Raw genomic sequence first — 16,113 nt, 5'->3', positions numbered from 1 at the left:
ATGGCCGAGGCACCGGCGACGACCCGCGTCGACCTCACCGCGACCGCTGCCGTGCTCCTCGAACGGCTCGAGCGGATCCACGGACCGCTGATGTTCCACCAGTCCGGTGGGTGCTGCGACGGGTCGTCCCCGATGTGCTTCCCGGACGGCGACTTCATCACCTCGGACGCCGACGTGCTCCTCGACACGTTGGCGCCCGAGGGGGTGACGCCCATCGAGTTCTGGATGAGCGTGGCGCAGTACGAGTACTGGAAGCACACCCACCTCACCGTCGACGTCGTGCCCGGCCGCGGCTCGGGGTTCTCCGTCGAGGCGCCGGAGGGCGTGCGCTTCCTCATCCGCTCGCGGCTCATGACCGAGGAGGAGCTCACCGCCTTCGGGCTGCTCTGAGCACGTCCGTCGGCCTCGCCGTAGGCTCACCCGCGTGCCGCTGCTCCTCGACCTGGAACCGCTGCGGAGCAACCTCGACTACCGCCGGCTGTATGCCGGGTTCACCCTGTCGAACGTCGGCTCCCAGCTCGCGGTGGTCGCCATCGGGCTCCAGGTCTACGAGCTGACCGGCTCCACCGCCTCGGTCGGCCTCGTCGGTCTCTTCGCCCTCGTCCCGCTCGTCGTCATGGGGCTCTACGGCGGCTCGCTCGTCGACCACTTCGACCGGCGGGTCGTCGGGCTCGCCGCGCAGTCGGTGGCGTTCGTCGTCAGCCTGCTGTGCGCGCTCCAGGCCTGGCTCGGCAACACCGAGGTGTGGGTGCTCTACGTCCTCGTCGCCGCGTGGAACGCCGCGTTCGCCGTGTCGTCGCCGGCCCGCACCTCGATCTACCCGCGGATCCTCCGGCGCGACCAGCTGCCTGCGGCCAACGCGCTGTCGGTCTTCGCGATGAACGCGTCGATGACGGTCGGACCGCTGCTCGCCGGGGTGCTCGTCGACGTCGGCGGCTTCCGGACGGCGTACACGGTCGACGCGGTCATCACGACCGCCGCGCTCTGGGGGCTCGCCCGGCTGCCCTCGCTGCCGCCCGAGCCGGCCGAGACTCCCGATCGCGCCGGGGACGCCGCGGCGAGCGGGGCGGCGAGGCGGGCACCCGGGATACGGTCCGTGCTCGACGGCTTCACCTTCCTCGCGACCCGACCGAACGTCCGCATGACCTTCCTCGCCGACATCGCCGCGATGGTCCTCGCGCAGCCACGCGTGCTCTTCCCCGCCGCGGGCGCCCTGATCTTCGGCGGCGGGGCGACCACCGTGGGTGCGCTCTGGGCGGCCGCCGCGGTCGGCGGCATCGGGGCGATGTTCTTCTCGGGCCGGCTCGGCTCGGTCCGGCGCCAGGGCCTCGCGATCCTCGTGTCCATCGTCGGGTGGGGCGCGGCCATCGCCGGGCTGGGCGCCGCGATGCTCATGGCCGGTGACGTCCTCACCCGCGGGCAGGCCCTCTGGGTGGGGCTGGTCGCCATGGCGCTCGCCGGTGGCGCCGACTCGGTGAGCGCGGTGTTCCGGACCACGATCCTGCAGTCCGCGACCCCCGACCACCTGCGCGGCCGCCTGCAGGGCGTCTTCATCGTCGTGGTCGCGGGCGGGCCGCGCCTGGGTGACGTCATCGGCGGGTTCGTCGCGGAGCACGTCGGTGAGGGGCTGACGGCGGTGCTCGGTGGGGCCGCGTGCGTCGTCGCGATCGTCGTCCTCGCGCGCGTCCAGCCGGGGTTCACCCGCTACGACGCGCGGCACCCGACGCCGTAGGGCTGGGCGGCAGAGCGCTGGTCGTCAGACCTCGAGGCCGATGAGGGCGTTCTCGACGACCTCGGCCAGGGCCGGGTGGATCCAGTACTGGCCGCGGGCGACCTCGCCCGCGGGCTGCCCGAAGGACGCGGCCTGGATGAGCGGCTGGATGAGCGTGGACGCGTTGGGCCCCAGGCAGTGCGCGCTGAGGAGCAGGCCGGTCTCGGGGTCCGCGCACACCGTGAGGATCCCGGTGGTGTCCTCGAGCGCCCACCCGTAGGCCGTGTCGCCGAACGCCTGCGTGTAGTCGACGTACGGAGTGCCGGCCTCGTCGAGCTCGGCGCGGGTGGGACCGAACGCCGCGATCTGCGGGTGCCCGAACACGGCGTGCGGCACGAAGCGGTGGTCGGCCTCCATCGGCTCGCCCTCGCTGCGCCCGGTGTCGACGGCGAGGTTGTGCGCGACGACCCGGGCCTCGTGGTTGGCGACGTGCTTGAGCTGCCACGCGTTCGCGACGTCACCGAGGGCCCACACGCCGTCCGCCGTGGTGCGCTGCTGCGCGTCGACGACGACGACGCCTCGCGGGTCGAGCTCGATGCCGCCGGCCTCGACGCGGAGCCGCGAGCCGTTCGGGGTGCGACCGACCGCGACGAGCACGGCGTCGACCTCGACGTCGGTGTCCCCGTCGAGGCCCTTGAGGGCGAGCGTCCACGTGCCGGCGTCGCTGCGGGAGGCGGAGGTCACCTGCGTCTCGAGGCGGAGGTCGTGCCGGCCACGGGCCAGCTCGGTGTAGCGGCGGGAGATCTCGGCGTCCTCGCTGCGCAGGAGCGCGCCGGAGCGCTGGATCTGGGTGACCTCGACACCGAGCGCCGCGAAGACGTGGGCGAACTCGCAGGCGACGAACCCGCCTCCGACGATCGCGATCCGGCGGGGGAGCTCGTCCATCCGCATGACGGTGTCGCTCGTGTGGACCCCGCGGTCGGGGGCGACGCGGTCGAGCCCGTCGACCTCGAGCAGGTCGGCGCGCGACCCGGCGGCGACGACGACCCGGTCGGCGGTGATCTCCTCACCCGTCGACAGCGCGAGTCGCCGCGGTCCGACGAACTCGGCGGTGGCGGCATACACGGTGACGAAACCCTGGCTGCGGCGGTAGCGCTCGCCGCCCGCCGAGATCTGGTCGATGCGGTCGGTGAAGATGCGGTCGCGGATGGCCGGCCAGTCCACGGTGACCTCGCCGTCGATGGTCACGCCCAGGCGGGCGGCGTCGCGGCTCTCGAGCACGCGGTCGGCGGGCAGGACGAGCATCTTGGTCGGGATGCACCCGACGTTGAGGCAGGTGCCGCCGAAGGTCCCCTCCTCGACGATGGCGATGTCGAGCCCCTCGAGCTCGGGAGTGACGAGCGAGTTCCCCGACCCGGTGCCGATGATGATGAGGTCGTGGTGCGTGGCCATGCCGATCAGCGTATGCCGCCCGCTCACGGCGCTCGGCCGGGTGCGCCCTGCGTGGCCTTGGCCTCGTCCACAGAGGTCCGTCGGTGAGCTGGGCATCCACAGGTCGGGGGCCGACCGCTGGTCGTGAACCGCCCTGTGGGAGTGGGATGTCGGCATGAACGAGGCGAGCGAGCTGAGGCGCAGGGCGGCCAGGTGGCGGGAGGGTGCCGAGGTGACGCGCACCGAGGTGCGGACGCTCCGGACGCTGGCGACGCTCACGTGGCGGGGCGAGTCGGCCGCAGCCTTCCGCGAGGTGCTGGGCCGACGGGTGCGCGAGCTCGGGGAGCTCGCCGACCGGGAGGACGCCGTCGCCGACCTGCTCGACCGGGTCGCGGCGGTGGTGGAGCAGGCCGCGTGAGCGACCTCGAGGTCGTCGGCGGGCTCGGCGGCCTCGAGGTGGCGGTCGAGGACCTGCGCCGGGCCGCCGCGGGCCTGCGCCGCTGCGCCGCGGTGCTCGAGGACTGGCTGGGTCCCCACTGGGACGTCGCCCCGTGGCTGTCGCTCCACGTGCCAGCGGTCCCGCTGGTCCCGCCGGTGCAGCCCGCCGTGGCGGTGCAGGTCACCCGGGCCCGGGCGGAGTCCGGTGAGCTGCGCCGGTGGGTGGCCTCGGCCGCCGTCCGGCTCCGCGACCTGGCGGACGCGACGGCGCGGGCGGCGGACGGGTTCGAGGCCGTCGAGGCGCGCAACCGCGCCCTCGTCGGGGCCGTCCACGACCAGGCGATGCTCGTCGCGCGGATCGTCACCGCGGCGACCGGGCGCGCGTTCGGGCTGCTCGACGAGGGGACGGGCTGGGAGGTCGCGGTGACCGCCGCCCGCACGCGGGACGGGGTGGTCGTGCCGGTCCCCGACTCGGCCGAGACCCTGCTGGCCGGCGTCGAGTCGCTGGCCGTCGAGGGACGGGTGCGTGTCGTCGAGGTGTCGACGGCCGACGGCTCGACGACGTGGGTGGTGCAGGTCCCCGGAACCCACGGCTCCTGGTTCGAGGGCGGCTCGGTGCCGATGGACTGGCCCGCCAACGTCTCCCTCATGCTTGCCGCGACGAGCGCGTCGGCGGTCGCGGCGACGACGGCGCTCGACCGCGCACAGGCGGGGCGGGCCCGCCCCGGGGACCGCGTCGTCCTCGTGGGACACAGCCAGGGGGGCCTCGTCGCCGCGGCGCTCGCGTCCGACCCCGTGTTCGGTCGGCGCCACCGGGTGACCCACGTCGTCACGGCCGGGTCGCCGATCGACGAGTTCCCGATCCCGGCGTCCACCGACGTGCTGTCGCTCCAGCACCGCGGCGACCCCGTGCACGGGCTCGACGTCTCCCCGCCGCCCGACCGTCGCTCGTGGACCACGGTGGTCGCCACCCCGGCGACCCGCTCGCTCTCGCGTGGCGGACCGGCGCCGGCCCACGAGCTGGGCGCGTACCGCTCGACGGCGGCGGCCGTGGACCGCTCGGGCGACGTGTCGCTGCAACGCTGGCGGGCCGGAGTCGCCCCTGCTCTGACGTCGCGCAGCGGCTCGGTCCCGGTGGTGCATGAGTTCCGCTCCGAGCGGCGGTGGCACAATCGCGACTCGTGACCCCCTCGCTGCTCTTCCGCCGTGTCGCCATCGCCGAGGCCATCACCTGGGCCCTCCTGCTCGTCGGCATGTTCCTCAAGTACGTCACCGAGACCACCGACCTGGGCGTGCGCGTCTTCGGGATGGTGCACGGGGTCGTCTTCATCGCCTACGGCCTCGTCGCCCTCGTCACCTGGGTCAACCAGAGGTGGCCGCTCGGGGTCGGCCTGCTCGCCGTCCTCAGCGCGGTCCCGCCCTTCGCGACGATCGTCTTCGACCGCCGCGCCGAGGCGTCCGGGCTGCTCGAGGGGCCGTGGCGCTTCGGTGACGGCGGCGAGTCGCCGACGTCTCTCCCGGAGAAGGTCCTCGCCTGGCTCACTCGCCAGCCCGCGCTCGCCGCCGTCGTCGGCGTGGTCGCCGTCGCCGCCCTGACCGGGGTCGCCCTCGTCGTCGGCCCCCCGGCGTCGGGCAGCTGATGAACCCCTCCACCGCGCTCGCTCGGGTCCTCGTCGACGAGCTGGTCCGCGGTGGGGTGCGTGACGTCGTCCTCGCTCCCGGGTCGCGCTCGGCACCCCTGGCGTATGCCGTCCAGCAGGCCGAGCGCGACGGTCGCCTCCGCCTCCACGTCCGGGTGGACGAGCGCACCGCGGGGTTCCTCGCCCTCGGGCTGGCGAAGGGCTCGGGACTCCCGGTTCCCGTCATCACGACCTCCGGGACGGCGGTCGCCAACCTGCACCCCGCCGTGCTCGAGGCCCACCACACGGGGGTGCCCCTCGTCGTCCTCTCCGCCGACCGGCCGCACGAGCTGCGGGGGACCGGCGCCAACCAGACGACGACCCAGCCGGGGATGTTCGGGTCCGCGGTCCGCTGGTCCGCCGACCTCCCGGCGCCGGAGTCGGTCGAGTCCGTCGGCGCGTCCCACCGGTCGACCGTTTGCCGCGCCCTCGCCGCCGCGACCGGTGCGCCGGGAAGCGGGGTCCCGTCGTCGCACCGCGGCCCGGTCCACCTCGACGTCGGGTTCCGCGACCCCCTCACCCCCGACCTCGGTGACGACGCCCCGCAGGGCTCGGGACTGTCGGGACGCGCCGACGGTGGGCCGTGGGTGGAGGTGTCGTTGGATGAATGGATCGGCGGCGCTCACTCGATGGCCGATGTCCCGCGCACCCTCGTCGTCCTCGGCGACCTGTCGCCCTCGCCTGTGGCCTCGCGCCAGGTGTGCGAGTGGGCTACGGCGCGGTCCTACCCGGTGGTCGCGGAGCCGTTCGGGGACCACGCCCGGGATGGCGTCGTGCCGCATGGCCCTCTGCTCCTCACCGACGCCGACTGGCTCGCAGCTCACCTGCCGGAGCGCGTGTTCGTCGTCGGGCGCGTCACCCTGTCGCGTGCCGTGGCCGGACTCCTGCGCCACCCGGCCGTGCGGGTCGAGGTCTTCAGCTCCCAGCCCCAATGGTCCGATCCCGGCCACGTCGCGCACGCCGTTCACCCCTTGGTCCAGCTCGCTGGCGCGGGGGAGCCCGAGGGGGACACCGAGTGGGCCTCCCTCTGGTCCGAGGCGGGATCGGCTGTGGCACAGGCGGTCTCGACATCCGCTGCCCAGTGGGGTACCGGGCTCGCCGTCGGGACAATCGTGGGGGAGTCGCTGCCGGACGGTGCTCGGCTCTTCGTGGGTTCGTCGAACCCGGTGCGCGACCTCGACCTCGGTCTGGCCCCTCGCAGCGCGCAGCTCACGGTCGTGGCCAACCGCGGGCTGGCCGGCATCGACGGGTGCCTCTCCACGGCGGTCGGCTTCGCGCTCACCACCGACGCACCGAGCTACGCGTGGGTGGGCGACCTCACGTTCCTCCACGACTCGAACGCGCTCGCCATCGGCTCGGACGAGCCGCGCCCCGACCTCACGATCCTCGTCACCAACGACGGTGGCGGTGGGATCTTCCGCACTCTGGAGCACGGGGCCCCCGAGCGCGCCGAGGACTTCGACCGGATCTTCGGCACCCCGACCGGGACCGACGTCGGGGCACTGTGCCGTGCGCACGGCATACGTCATGTCCTGGCGCAGACGCGTGGAGCGGCAGCCGAGGCGCTGTCCGCGCACCCCGACGGCATCACCGTCGTCGAGGTGCCGGTCGACCCGGAGTCGCACCGCGAGGCGCACGCCGAGCTGCGCCGCGTGGCCCGCGAGGCGCTGGCGATTTCGGGCTGAGCGCCGCGCTTGCGAGAATGAGCCCGTGACCACCACCCCCCAGCGCACGGATGTCCTCGTCGTCGGTGCCGGTCCGGCCGGGTCCGCTGCGGCGACCTGGGCCGCCCGCGCCGGCCGTGACGTCGTCCTCGCCGACGCCGCCGTCTTCCCGCGTGACAAGACCTGCGGCGACGGGCTGACGCCGCGCGCGATCGGCGAGCTCCAGCGGCTCGGCGTCGACGACTGGATCCGGGCGCACGCCGTCAACCAGGGTCTGCGCGCCCACGGGTTCGGCCAGACCCTCGAGCTGCCGTGGCCCGGCGGGTCGCTGCCGGACTACGGGTCGGCCGTCGCCCGCACCGAGCTCGACGACCACCTGCGCACCACCGCGCTCAAGGCGGGCGCCACCGGCGTCGAGGGTGCGAAGGCCGTCGACGCCCGGCTCGAGGGTGGCCGCGTGCGCGCCGTGACCTTCCAGCGCGACGGCGAGACCTTCGAGATCGAGTGCGAGAGGCTCATCGTCGCCGACGGCGTGCGGTCCGGGCTCGGCAAGGTGCTCGGCCGCGTGTGGCACAAGGACACCGTGTACGCCGTCGCCGGCCGGTGCTACGTCGACTCCACGATGTCGGACGACCCCTGGATCAGCAGCCACCTCGAGCTGCGCGGTGAGTCCGGCGAGATCCTGTCGGGCTACGGCTGGATCTTCCCGCTCGGCGGCGGGCAGGTGAACGTCGGCGTCGGCACGCTCGCGACGACGAAGCGCCCCGCCGAGGTCGCCATCAAGCCGGTCATGGCGCACTACGTCGACGAGCGGCGCAAGGACTTCGGCGTGAGCGGCGAGGCCCGCCTCCCGATGAGCGCGCTGCTACCCATGGGCGGGGCAGTGAGCAACGTCGCCGGACCCAACTGGGCCCTCATCGGTGACGCCGCCGCCTGCGTCAACCCGCTCAACGGCGAGGGCATCGACTACGGCCTCGAGTCCGGCCGGCTCGTCGTCGACCTGCTCGACACCGACCTGTCGCGGACCTGGCCGGCGCTGCTCACCGAGCACTACGGCGAGGCGTTCTCGATCGCCCGCCGGCTCGCGGGCGTCGTCACCGTGCCGCGGGTGCTGCCGGCGCTCGGACCGGCCGGCATGCGCTCGGACTGGCTCATGACGCTGGCGCTGCGCTGGATGGGCAACCTCGTCACCGACGAGGACCGCGACCGCGCCGCCCGGGTGTGGCGCTGGGCCGGGCGCCAGTCGGTGCGCCTCGAGCACCGCCCGCCCTTCAGCTGACGGGTCCTTCCCGCTGGGCCATGGCGTTCTCGCCGAGCCATGGCGCCCCGGCGGCGTGCGGGAGCGGGACCGACGTGCCAGAACGAGAGTGACCCGACGACCTGGGGTGTCCGGCGTCCCGTGTGCCGAGCGACCGGCGTGTCGCGTCCCTCACGAGGGGAATTGGCGAGTTAGGCGCGGGGGGGCCGGGGCGGTGAGGGCGTCGCGCATGGGAATGAGCTTGGCGTCGGACTCGGCCACCTCGGCCTCCGGCACGGACCCCGCGACGATGCCGCACCCGGCGTACAGGGACATGGCGTGGTCGTCCTGCGGGTGCACCGCCCCGCAGCGCAGCGCGATGCCCCACTCACCGTCGCCGCTGGCGTCCATCCAGCCGACCGGTCCGGCGTAGCGGCCGCGGTCCATCTGCTCGAGCTCCTGGAGGAGGGCGTCGGCCGCGGCCGTCGGCGTCCCGCACACGGCGGCGCTCGGGTGGAGCGAGGCCGCGAGCGCCAACGAGGACGTCGCGTCGGTGAGCACCCCGGCGACGTCGGTGGCGAGGTGCATGACGTTGGAGAGGTGGAGGACGAACGGCGCCTCGGGCACGTTCATCGAGGAGCAGTGCGGGGCCAGGGCGTCGGCCACGGAGCGCACGGCGTACTCGTGCTCCTCGAGGTCCTTGGACGAGCGGGCCAGCGACGCCGCGAGCGCGAGGTCGTGCTCGTCGTCGCCGGTGCGCCGGATCGTGCCCGCGAGGACCCGTGACGTGACGAGCCCCTTCTCGCGGCGCACGAGCATCTCGGGCGTCGCCCCGACGAGCCCGTCGACGGCGAACACCCACGTCGACTCGTAGCGCTCGGCCAGCCGCGACAGGAGCCACCGGACGTCGACCGGCTGGGCGGTGCGCACGTCGAGGTCCCGGGCGAGGACGACCTTGTCGAGGTCGCCCGCCTGGATCCGCCGGACCGCCTCCGCGACGGCGCCGGCCCATTCGGTCGGCGAGAGCTGGCCGTCGGCGAAGGTCACGTCGCCCGGCGCCTCCGGGGCAGGCCCGGCGAACGCCACCGACGGGTCCACGACCACGGGGAGCGCGTCGGTCGAGGTCGTCGTCACCCACCACCGGTCGCCACGCCGCCCGACGACGACCGAGGGCACGACGAGGGTGGCACCGGCAGGCGAGTCCGCGGCATACGCGATGGAGCCGAAGGCGACCGGTCCGGTGCCGGGCAGGTCGACCTCGTCGCGCACGACGGCGGACCCGGACACCGACCGCCACCACTCCTCGAGGACCTCGAAGCGGTCGGCGCCCCCGGCGGAGACCGAGAGGGTGCGCCCCCAGCCGACGAGGCCCTCGCCGCGCCGGACCCACGACGTCGTGTCACGCGCCCTCGTCGCGGGAAGGAGGTCCAGCAGGGCCGTGCCGTCCGCGGGGGACAGCGCGACGGTGCGGGTGACGAGAGGCGCGTGCGGCGCGGTGTCCTGGGCGGACGTGGGCAGGGACGTCATCACGCACGAGCGTAACGCCGAGGGCCGCCCGGGCCGGCACGGGCGCGGTGAGAGGATGACGACATGAGCCGCGCCTCCCTCGACAAGCAGCCCCGCGACGTCGCCGCGATGTTCGACGACGTCGCCGAGCGGTACGACGTCACCAACGACGTCCTGTCCCTCGGGCAGGACCGGCTGTGGCGGCGGGCGGTCGTCCGGGCGCTCGCCGCGCAGCCGGGGGAGCGGGTCCTCGACATCGCCGCCGGCACCGGCACGTCGAGCGAGCCCTTCGCGGACCACGGCGTCCACGTCGTCCCCGCCGACTTCTCGCTCGGCATGCTCCGGGTCGGCAAGAAGCGCCGCGACGACCTCGGCTTCACGGCTGCCGACGCGATGAGGCTCCCGTTCGCCGACGGAGCCTTCGACGCGGTGACGATGTCGTTCGGGCTGCGCAACGTCGCCGACGTCGACGCCGCCCTGCAGGAGTTCGCCCGCGTCACCCGCCCTGGCGGCCGGCTCGTCGTGTGCGAGTTCAGCCAGCCGGTCAACGGGCCCTTCCGCAAGGTCTACTCGGAGTACCTCATGGAGGCGCTGCCCCGCGTCGCCCGCAAGGTGAGCTCCAACCCCGAGTCCTACGTCTACCTCGCCGAGTCGATCCAGGCATGGCCCGACCAGAAGGCCCTCGCCACCCGGGTCGCCGGCGCCGGGTGGAGCCAGGTCGAGTGGCGCAACCTCAGCGGCGGGATCGTCGCTCTGCACCGAGCGGCGAAGCCGGCCTGAGGACACGAGCCGGGTCCCATGCTCTGCGTGGGCGTGCCAGCGAGGCCCGGACGGGTGGCAGAGCGCGAGCAAGGGTCCGAGCGGCGAAGCCGGCCTGAGGGCCTCCGCGGACCGCGACGGCGCAGGTTAGGCGCGCCTTAGTGCGTGCGCCGGAAACCGGTGCATAGAGTGGTCCGTTGTTCGTGAAGACATTCACAAGCAAGGTGTGTCGTTGACTTTCTCCCCTGATGCCGCTGGTCCCGCCAGCGCCGCCCGCGCCCTCGAGAGCGCGGTCGTCGTCGTCGTCGGAGCCGGCCCGGCTGGTTCCGCCGCTGCCGCACACCTGTGTGCCGCCGGCCTCGACGTCATTGTCCTCGAACGCGCCGACGCCGGCGCCGTCCGCACCGGCACCGCGGCCCTCACTCCGCAGGCCGTCGCCGAGCTGCGGGCCCTGGGGATCGACGACGCCGGCACCCGGCGGTGGCACCGGACCACCGGCGTGCGCTTCGTCGGCGGCGGCATGCGCCTCGCCCTCGCGTGGCCCGACGTCGCGGGGCGCCCGGGCCTCGGGCTCGCCTGCGCACAGGCCGTCCTCGATGACACCCTCTCCTCGTATGCCGTCGCGCGCGGCGCACGCGTCCACCGCGCCACCGAGGTCGCCGGCCTCCGGACCGACGCGCAGGGTCGGGTCACGGGTGTGGCGGCGCAGCCGGTCGACGCGTCCGGGCAGCCGACCGGAGCCGGCTTCACCGTGGAGGCCGGGGTCGTCATCGACGCCTCCGGTGTCGCCGCCACCGACCAGCCGTCCGGCATCGCCGTCAGCGCCGACTTCGCGAGCCCGCGCCATCTCGACGACCACGTCGAGTCGTGGCTGTCCCTCACGTCCGCGGACGGCACCCGCCTGCCCGGCCACGGCTGGATCGTCGGGCGCGGAGACGGTCACGTCACCGTCGGCGTGGGTGCCCTCGCCGCCGACACCACCGCGACCCCCGACCGGTGCGCCGGCGTGCTCCAGCAGTGGCTCACCGCGCTGCCGGCCACCTGGCAGCTCACCGAGACCACGATGACCGGCCCGGTCGCTGCCGCCCGCCTGGGCGCCGCCCGCGCCCACCGGGACGGCGCACGGGACGGAGTGCTGCACGTCGGTGACGCCGCCGGTGCCGCGCACCCCGTCACCGGCGAGGGCCTCACCGGCGCCCTCGTCTCCGCGCGTGTCGCCGCAGCCACCGTCGTCGACGCCCTCACCCGCACGACTGACGCCGAGACCGCGACGACGCTCGCGGCATACGGCTCGCGCCTGGACGACGCACTCGGCCGGCACGAGCGGTGGGACCGGCTCGCGGCCCGCCTGCTCGACCGGCCGTCCGTGGCGCGGCTGGTCACCACGCACGCCCTCCCGCGGGAAACGCTGATGAAGCGCGTCCTGCGCCACACGACCACGACGCCGGGCGCTGCAGTTGAGACCTCGGTCACTCCCCCTACGATGGTCTCCGTGACCCGAGCCGCCGCACACCCAGGCACCGAAAGGGGAGTTGACCAGCGATGAGCAACCCCTACGTCCCGATCCTCTTCCTCGTCGGACTCGGCTTCGTCTTCGCCGTCGGCTCGGTGGGCACCAGCCTCGTCGTCGGGCCGAAGCGCTACAACCGCGCCAAGTCCGAGCCCTATGAGTGCGGCATCCAGCCGACGCCGCGGGCCGAGGGCGGCGGGCGCGTGCCGATCAAGTACTTCATCACGGCCATGCTCTTCATCATCTTCGACATCGAGTCGGTCTTCCTCTACCCGTTCGCGGTGGCCTTCGACCAGCTCGGCCTGTTCGCCCTCGTCGAGATGGTCCTCTTCATCCTCACCGTCTTCGTGGCCTACGCCTACGTGTGGAAGCGCGGGGGTCTCGAGTGGGACTGACGCGTATGCCGTGTGCCCGGTTGGCCTGTGCGCCAGCCGTCCTGATGTCTGAACCGATCGGAAGGGGTCTCTAGATGGGACTCGAGGAGAAGCTGCCCGCGGGGTTCGTCCTCACGACGCTCGAGAACGTCGTCGGCTACATGCGCAAGGCCTCGATCTGGCCGGCGACCTTCGGCCTGGCCTGCTGCGCCATCGAGATGATGGCCGTCGGCACGCCGGACTACGACATCGCGCGCTTCGGCATGGAGCGCTTCTCGGCGACGCCGCGCCAGGCCGACCTGATGATCGTCGCCGGACGCGTGTCCAACAAGATGGCGCCGGTGGTCCGCCAGGTCTACGACCAGATGCCGAACCCCAAGTGGGTCATCGCCATGGGCGTCTGCGCCAGCTCGGGCGGCATGTTCAACAACTACGCGATCGTCCAGGGCGTCGACCACATCGTGCCCGTCGACATCTACCTGCCCGGCTGCCCGCCGCGCCCGGAGATGCTGCTCAACGCGATCATCGAGCTGCACGACCAGATCCAGAACTCCAAGCTCGGGGTCAACCGCATTGCCGCCGCGCGTGCCGCCGAGGAAGCCGCGCTGCGCGCCACCCCGACCCACCTCATGCCGGCCACCCACGACCACGGGGCCCTCACCGCGACGCCCGGGAAGAGCCTGCTCGCATGAGCGACGACACCCCCAAGGGCACCGAGGCCGCCGAGCCCGCCCCCGCGACGCTCGACTCGTCCGACCTCCACGCGACCGACGTTGACCTCACCCGGGCCCGCGCCGCCGACGACACCGACCCGGTGAGGATCGGCGAGCGGCGCGGCATGTTCGGCGCCTCGACCGGGACCGACACCTCCGGCTACGGCGGACTGCGCACCCCGATCCTCTTCCCCGGTTCGGCCGAGAAGCCCTACGGCGGCTACTTCGACGAGCTCACCGGCACGCTGGAGACGGCCCTCGACGGCGCCGGCGACACGAGCTTCGGCGCGGCCGTCGAGCGGGTCGTCGTCGACCGCGGCGAGCTGACCCTGCACATCGCCCGTGAGGCGCTCCCGACCGTGGCGCGCGCGCTGCGCGACGACCCGGCGCTGCGCTTCGAGATCTGCACCGGCGTCTCCGGGGTCCACTACCCGGACCTCGTCGGTCGCGAGATGCACGCGGTCTACCACCTGCTCTCGATCACCCACAACCGGCGCGTGCGCCTCGAGGTGAGCGTCCCCGACGGCGACGCGACGATCCCGTCGGTCGTCGAGACCTGGCCCGCCGCCGACTGGCACGAGCGCGAGACCTGGGACATGTTCGGCATCGTCTTCGAGGGGCACCCGTCCCTCACCCGGATCCTCATGCCGGACGACTGGCCGGGTCACCCCCAGCGCAAGGACTATCCGCTGGGTGGCATCCCGGTGGAGTACAAGGGCGGAACGGTTCCCCCGCCCGACGAGCGGAGGTCGTACAGCTGATGACCACTCACGATGACACCGTCTACGAAGAGATCCCGGCGGACGAGCAGAGCCCGGGGCTGCACCCGGACCTCGGCGACGGGGACCCCTACGCCACGACCGAGGGCGACCGCGAGGGCGGCGCCCGGGTCCTCAACGCCAGCGGTGGCGACTGGGCCGACCTCGTCGACGAGGCGACCTCGCTCAACGAGGAGCGCGTCGTCATCAACATGGGTCCCCAGCACCCCTCGACCCACGGCGTCCTCCGCCTCATCCTCGAGCTCGACGGCGAGACGGTGACCGAGGCCCGCGCGGGCATCGGCTACCTCCACACCGGCATCGAGAAGAACATGGAGTACCGCACGTGGGTGCAGGGCGTGACGTTCTGCACGCGCATGGACTACCTCACGCCGATGTTCCAGGAAACGACGTACTGCCTCGGCATCGAGCGGCTCCTCGGCATCGAGGACCAGATCCCCGAGCGGGCGACGATCATCCGCGTCCTCATGATGGAGCTCACCCGGATCAGCTCCCACCTCATCTGCCTCGGCACCGGCGGCATGGAGCTGGGCGCGACGACGGTCATGACCGTCGGCTTCCGTGAGCGCGAGCGGATCCTGCGCATCATCGAGAGCGTCACCGGCCTGCGCATGAACAACGCCTACATCCGCCCCGGTGGCGTGGCCCAGGACCTGCCGCACGGCTGCCTCGACCTCGTCAACGACACGGTCGGCGAGCTGCGCACCGGCATCCGGGAGCTCGAGCTGCTCCTCAACGAGAACCCGATCCTCAAGGGCCGCACCAAGAACGTCGGCTACCTCGACCTCGCCGGCTGCATGGCGCTCGGCATCACCGGCCCGATCCTGCGCTCCACCGGCCTGCCGCACGACCTGCGCAAGAGCCAGCCTTACTGCGGTTACGAGACCTACGACTTCGAGGTCGTCACCCGCACCGGCGCCGACGCCTACGACCGGCTCCGGATCCGCCTCGACGAGATGTACGAGTCGCTCAAGATCATCGAGCAGTGCGTCGAGCGCCTCAAGAAGGTCACCGGCCCGGTCATGGTCGAGGACAAGAAGATCGCGTGGCCGGCGCAGCTGTCCGTCGGCAGCGACGGTCAGGGCAACAGCCTCGACCACATCCGCGAGATCATGGGCACTTCCATGGAGTCGCTGATCCACCACTTCAAGCTCGTCACCGAGGGCTTCCGCGTGCCCGCCGGGCAGGCGTACGTGCCGATCGAGTCGCCCAAGGGCGAGCTGGGGGCGCACGTCGTGTCCGACGGGGGGACCCGTCCGTTCCGGGCGCACTTCCGGGACCCGAGCTTCAACAACCTGCAGGCCGTGGCCGCGCTGTCCGAAGGCGGCCAGGTCGCTGACGTCATCGTCGCGGTGGCCAGCATCGACCCCGTCATGGGAGGCGTGGACCGCTGATGGAGCACTACGGATTGCAGACGGCCGCCGGTCACCTCACGGTGTCGGCGGAGTCGAAGGAGCCGTATGCCGCGGACCAGCTCGCGCAGCTGCACGCGGACGCCGAGCTGGTCGTCTCGCGCTACCCGCAGAAGCGGTCGGCACTGCTGCCCCTGCTGCACCTCGTGCAGTCGGTGGACGGCTACGTGACCGGTCGCGGCATCGACTTCTGCGCCGAGGTCCTCGACCTCACCCGCGCCGAGGTGTCCGGCGTCGCGACGTTCTACACGCAGTACAAGCGCCACCCCAACGGCGAGTACACCGTCGGCGTCTGCACCAACACCCTCTGCGCGATCATGGGCGGCGACGAGATCTGGGAGTCGGTGTCCGAGCACCTCGGCGTCGCCCACGACGAGACCACCGCCGACGGCAAGGTCACCCTCGAGCGCATCGAGTGCAACGCGGCGTGCGACTACGCACCCGTCGTCATGGCCAACTGGGAGTTCTTCGACAACCAGACGCCGGAGTCGACCAACCAGCTCGTGGACGACCTGCGTGCCGGTGCTGCGGTCAAGCCCACCCGCGGCGCGAACTCGGTGTGCACGTTCAAGCAGATGTCGCGGGTCCTCGCGGGCTTCGAGGACGGCCGGGCCGACGAGGGCGTCGGCGCCGGGCCGGCGTCGCTGCGAGGCCTCGAGGTCGCGCACGCCAACAACTGGACCGCCCCGGCCGGCGCCGACGCCGACGAGGGCGCGGGGTCCGGCACCGCGGACGCCGACACCGCTGCGAGCCCGGCGGGCGAGCAGGTCGAGGGCCGGGCGGCCGGACGGCACACCTCGGTCAACACGCCGACCAACGAGCCGGACGAGAAGCCGGGCGGCGCGCCCGCGAAGGACTCCCGCAAGGACGACGCTCCCAAGGAAGAGGGGAAGTGACCGC

16 protein-coding genes are annotated in these 16,113 nt (G+C 73.2%); 14 read left to right on the top strand and 2 right to left on the bottom strand.

Annotated elements, in window-relative coordinates:
• Both AC3EU2_RS04490 and AC3EU2_RS04485 read left to right on the top strand, forming a co-directional pair.
• The gene (locus AC3EU2_RS04490) at positions 1 to 390 is read left to right on the top strand and encodes a DUF779 domain-containing protein (protein ID WP_488178525.1); all 390 of its coding nucleotides are present in this window, start codon (positions 1 to 3) and stop codon (positions 388 to 390) included.
• Positions 391 to 424: 34 nt separating this feature from the next.
• Positions 425 to 1,732 (top strand): MFS transporter, encoded by a 1,308-nt coding sequence (locus tag AC3EU2_RS04485; protein WP_488178524.1) that lies wholly within the window; start codon positions 425 to 427, stop codon positions 1,730 to 1,732.
• Positions 1,733 to 1,756: 24 nt separating this feature from the next.
• Here the strand turns inward: AC3EU2_RS04485 and AC3EU2_RS04480 are convergent, their stop codons facing one another.
• On the bottom strand, positions 1,757 to 3,163 hold the full coding sequence (locus AC3EU2_RS04480; RefSeq protein ID WP_488178523.1) for a mycothione reductase: 1,407 nt from the start codon (positions 3,161 to 3,163) through the stop codon (positions 1,757 to 1,759).
• 154 nt (positions 3,164 to 3,317) lie between these two features.
• Here AC3EU2_RS04480 and AC3EU2_RS04475 point away from each other — a divergent pair, with 154 nt between their 5' ends.
• From AC3EU2_RS04475 to AC3EU2_RS04455, 5 genes are read left to right on the top strand one after another with little or no spacing between them, the layout of a single operon-like run.
• Positions 3,318 to 3,560: a hypothetical protein gene (locus AC3EU2_RS04475; protein ID WP_488178522.1), complete on the top strand. Its 243-nt coding sequence runs from the start codon at positions 3,318 to 3,320 to the stop codon at positions 3,558 to 3,560.
• Entirely contained in the window at positions 3,557 to 4,765 is a 1,209-nt protein-coding gene (locus tag AC3EU2_RS04470; RefSeq protein WP_488178521.1) for a PGAP1-like alpha/beta domain-containing protein, read from the top strand. The genes AC3EU2_RS04475 and AC3EU2_RS04470 overlap by 4 nt, the downstream gene beginning before the upstream one ends.
• Entirely contained in the window at positions 4,762 to 5,220 is a 459-nt protein-coding gene (locus AC3EU2_RS04465) for a DUF3817 domain-containing protein (RefSeq protein ID WP_488178520.1), read from the top strand. Before AC3EU2_RS04470 ends, AC3EU2_RS04465 begins: the two co-directional genes overlap by 4 nt.
• Complete coding sequence (gene menD / locus AC3EU2_RS04460) at positions 5,220 to 6,944, top strand: 2-succinyl-5-enolpyruvyl-6-hydroxy-3-cyclohexene-1-carboxylic-acid synthase (protein ID WP_488178519.1); 1,725 nt, start codon at positions 5,220 to 5,222, stop codon at positions 6,942 to 6,944. The genes AC3EU2_RS04465 and menD overlap by 1 nt, the downstream gene beginning before the upstream one ends.
• A gap of 25 nt (positions 6,945 to 6,969) precedes the next feature.
• The gene (locus tag AC3EU2_RS04455) at positions 6,970 to 8,202 is read left to right on the top strand and encodes a geranylgeranyl reductase family protein (protein WP_488178518.1); all 1,233 of its coding nucleotides are present in this window, start codon (positions 6,970 to 6,972) and stop codon (positions 8,200 to 8,202) included.
• A gap of 150 nt (positions 8,203 to 8,352) precedes the next feature.
• Here AC3EU2_RS04455 and AC3EU2_RS04450 read toward each other — a convergent pair whose 3' ends face one another.
• Complete coding sequence (locus AC3EU2_RS04450; RefSeq protein ID WP_488178517.1) at positions 8,353 to 9,687, bottom strand: isochorismate synthase; 1,335 nt, start codon at positions 9,685 to 9,687, stop codon at positions 8,353 to 8,355.
• Positions 9,688 to 9,750: 63 nt separating this feature from the next.
• On the opposite strand from AC3EU2_RS04450, the gene AC3EU2_RS04445 reads away from it, so the two are divergent.
• The 7 genes from AC3EU2_RS04445 (at position 9,751) to nuoE (ending at position 16,109) form a co-directional block, all read left to right on the top strand.
• Positions 9,751 to 10,446: a demethylmenaquinone methyltransferase gene (locus AC3EU2_RS04445; protein ID WP_488178516.1), complete on the top strand. Its 696-nt coding sequence runs from the start codon at positions 9,751 to 9,753 to the stop codon at positions 10,444 to 10,446.
• A 211-nt stretch (positions 10,447 to 10,657) separates the two neighbouring features.
• Complete coding sequence (locus tag AC3EU2_RS04440; protein WP_488178515.1) at positions 10,658 to 11,971, top strand: NAD(P)/FAD-dependent oxidoreductase; 1,314 nt, start codon at positions 10,658 to 10,660, stop codon at positions 11,969 to 11,971.
• Positions 11,968 to 12,330: an NADH-quinone oxidoreductase subunit A gene (locus AC3EU2_RS04435; protein WP_488178514.1), complete on the top strand. Its 363-nt coding sequence runs from the start codon at positions 11,968 to 11,970 to the stop codon at positions 12,328 to 12,330. Before AC3EU2_RS04440 ends, AC3EU2_RS04435 begins: the two co-directional genes overlap by 4 nt.
• A 74-nt stretch (positions 12,331 to 12,404) precedes the next feature.
• Positions 12,405 to 13,001: a NuoB/complex I 20 kDa subunit family protein gene (locus AC3EU2_RS04430; RefSeq protein ID WP_488178512.1), complete on the top strand. Its 597-nt coding sequence runs from the start codon at positions 12,405 to 12,407 to the stop codon at positions 12,999 to 13,001.
• Positions 12,998 to 13,783, top strand: a complete 786-nt coding sequence (locus AC3EU2_RS04425; RefSeq protein WP_488178511.1) for an NADH-quinone oxidoreductase subunit C — start codon at positions 12,998 to 13,000, stop codon at positions 13,781 to 13,783. The genes AC3EU2_RS04430 and AC3EU2_RS04425 overlap by 4 nt, the downstream gene beginning before the upstream one ends.
• Complete coding sequence (locus AC3EU2_RS04420; protein ID WP_488178510.1) at positions 13,783 to 15,195, top strand: NADH-quinone oxidoreductase subunit D; 1,413 nt, start codon at positions 13,783 to 13,785, stop codon at positions 15,193 to 15,195. The genes AC3EU2_RS04425 and AC3EU2_RS04420 overlap by 1 nt, the downstream gene beginning before the upstream one ends.
• Entirely contained in the window at positions 15,195 to 16,109 is a 915-nt protein-coding gene (nuoE, locus tag AC3EU2_RS04415) for an NADH-quinone oxidoreductase subunit NuoE (protein WP_488178509.1), read from the top strand. Before AC3EU2_RS04420 ends, nuoE begins: the two co-directional genes overlap by 1 nt.
• The last annotated feature ends 4 nt before the right edge of the window (positions 16,110 to 16,113 follow it).

The sequence above is a fragment of the Knoellia sp. B-D-2 genome, assembly GCF_057714695.1.
Note: the sequence above shows the minus strand (reverse complement) of the source record. Positions and strands in the feature narration are given on the sequence as shown.

What these genes read in the sequence shown, in the direction of transcription:
- AC3EU2_RS04425 (WP_488178511.1), top strand. Translation starts at nt 12,998, where the DNA reads ATGAGCGACGACACCCCCAAGGGCACCGAGGCCGCCGAGCCCGCCCCC.
- AC3EU2_RS04435 (WP_488178514.1), top strand. Translation starts at nt 11,968, where the DNA reads ATGAGCAACCCCTACGTCCCGATCCTCTTCCTCGTCGGACTCGGCTTC.
- AC3EU2_RS04430 (WP_488178512.1), top strand. Translation starts at nt 12,405, where the DNA reads ATGGGACTCGAGGAGAAGCTGCCCGCGGGGTTCGTCCTCACGACGCTC.
- AC3EU2_RS04480 (WP_488178523.1), bottom strand. Translation starts at nt 3,163, where the DNA reads ATGGCCACGCACCACGACCTCATCATCATCGGCACCGGGTCGGGGAAC.
- AC3EU2_RS04475 (WP_488178522.1), top strand. Translation starts at nt 3,318, where the DNA reads ATGAACGAGGCGAGCGAGCTGAGGCGCAGGGCGGCCAGGTGGCGGGAG.
- menD (WP_488178519.1), top strand. Translation starts at nt 5,220, where the DNA reads ATGAACCCCTCCACCGCGCTCGCTCGGGTCCTCGTCGACGAGCTGGTC.
- AC3EU2_RS04445 (WP_488178516.1), top strand. Translation starts at nt 9,751, where the DNA reads ATGAGCCGCGCCTCCCTCGACAAGCAGCCCCGCGACGTCGCCGCGATG.
- AC3EU2_RS04420 (WP_488178510.1), top strand. Translation starts at nt 13,783, where the DNA reads ATGACCACTCACGATGACACCGTCTACGAAGAGATCCCGGCGGACGAG.
- nuoE (WP_488178509.1), top strand. Translation starts at nt 15,195, where the DNA reads ATGGAGCACTACGGATTGCAGACGGCCGCCGGTCACCTCACGGTGTCG.
- AC3EU2_RS04450 (WP_488178517.1), bottom strand. Translation starts at nt 9,687, where the DNA reads ATGACGTCCCTGCCCACGTCCGCCCAGGACACCGCGCCGCACGCGCCT.
- AC3EU2_RS04490 (WP_488178525.1), top strand. Translation starts at nt 1, where the DNA reads ATGGCCGAGGCACCGGCGACGACCCGCGTCGACCTCACCGCGACCGCT.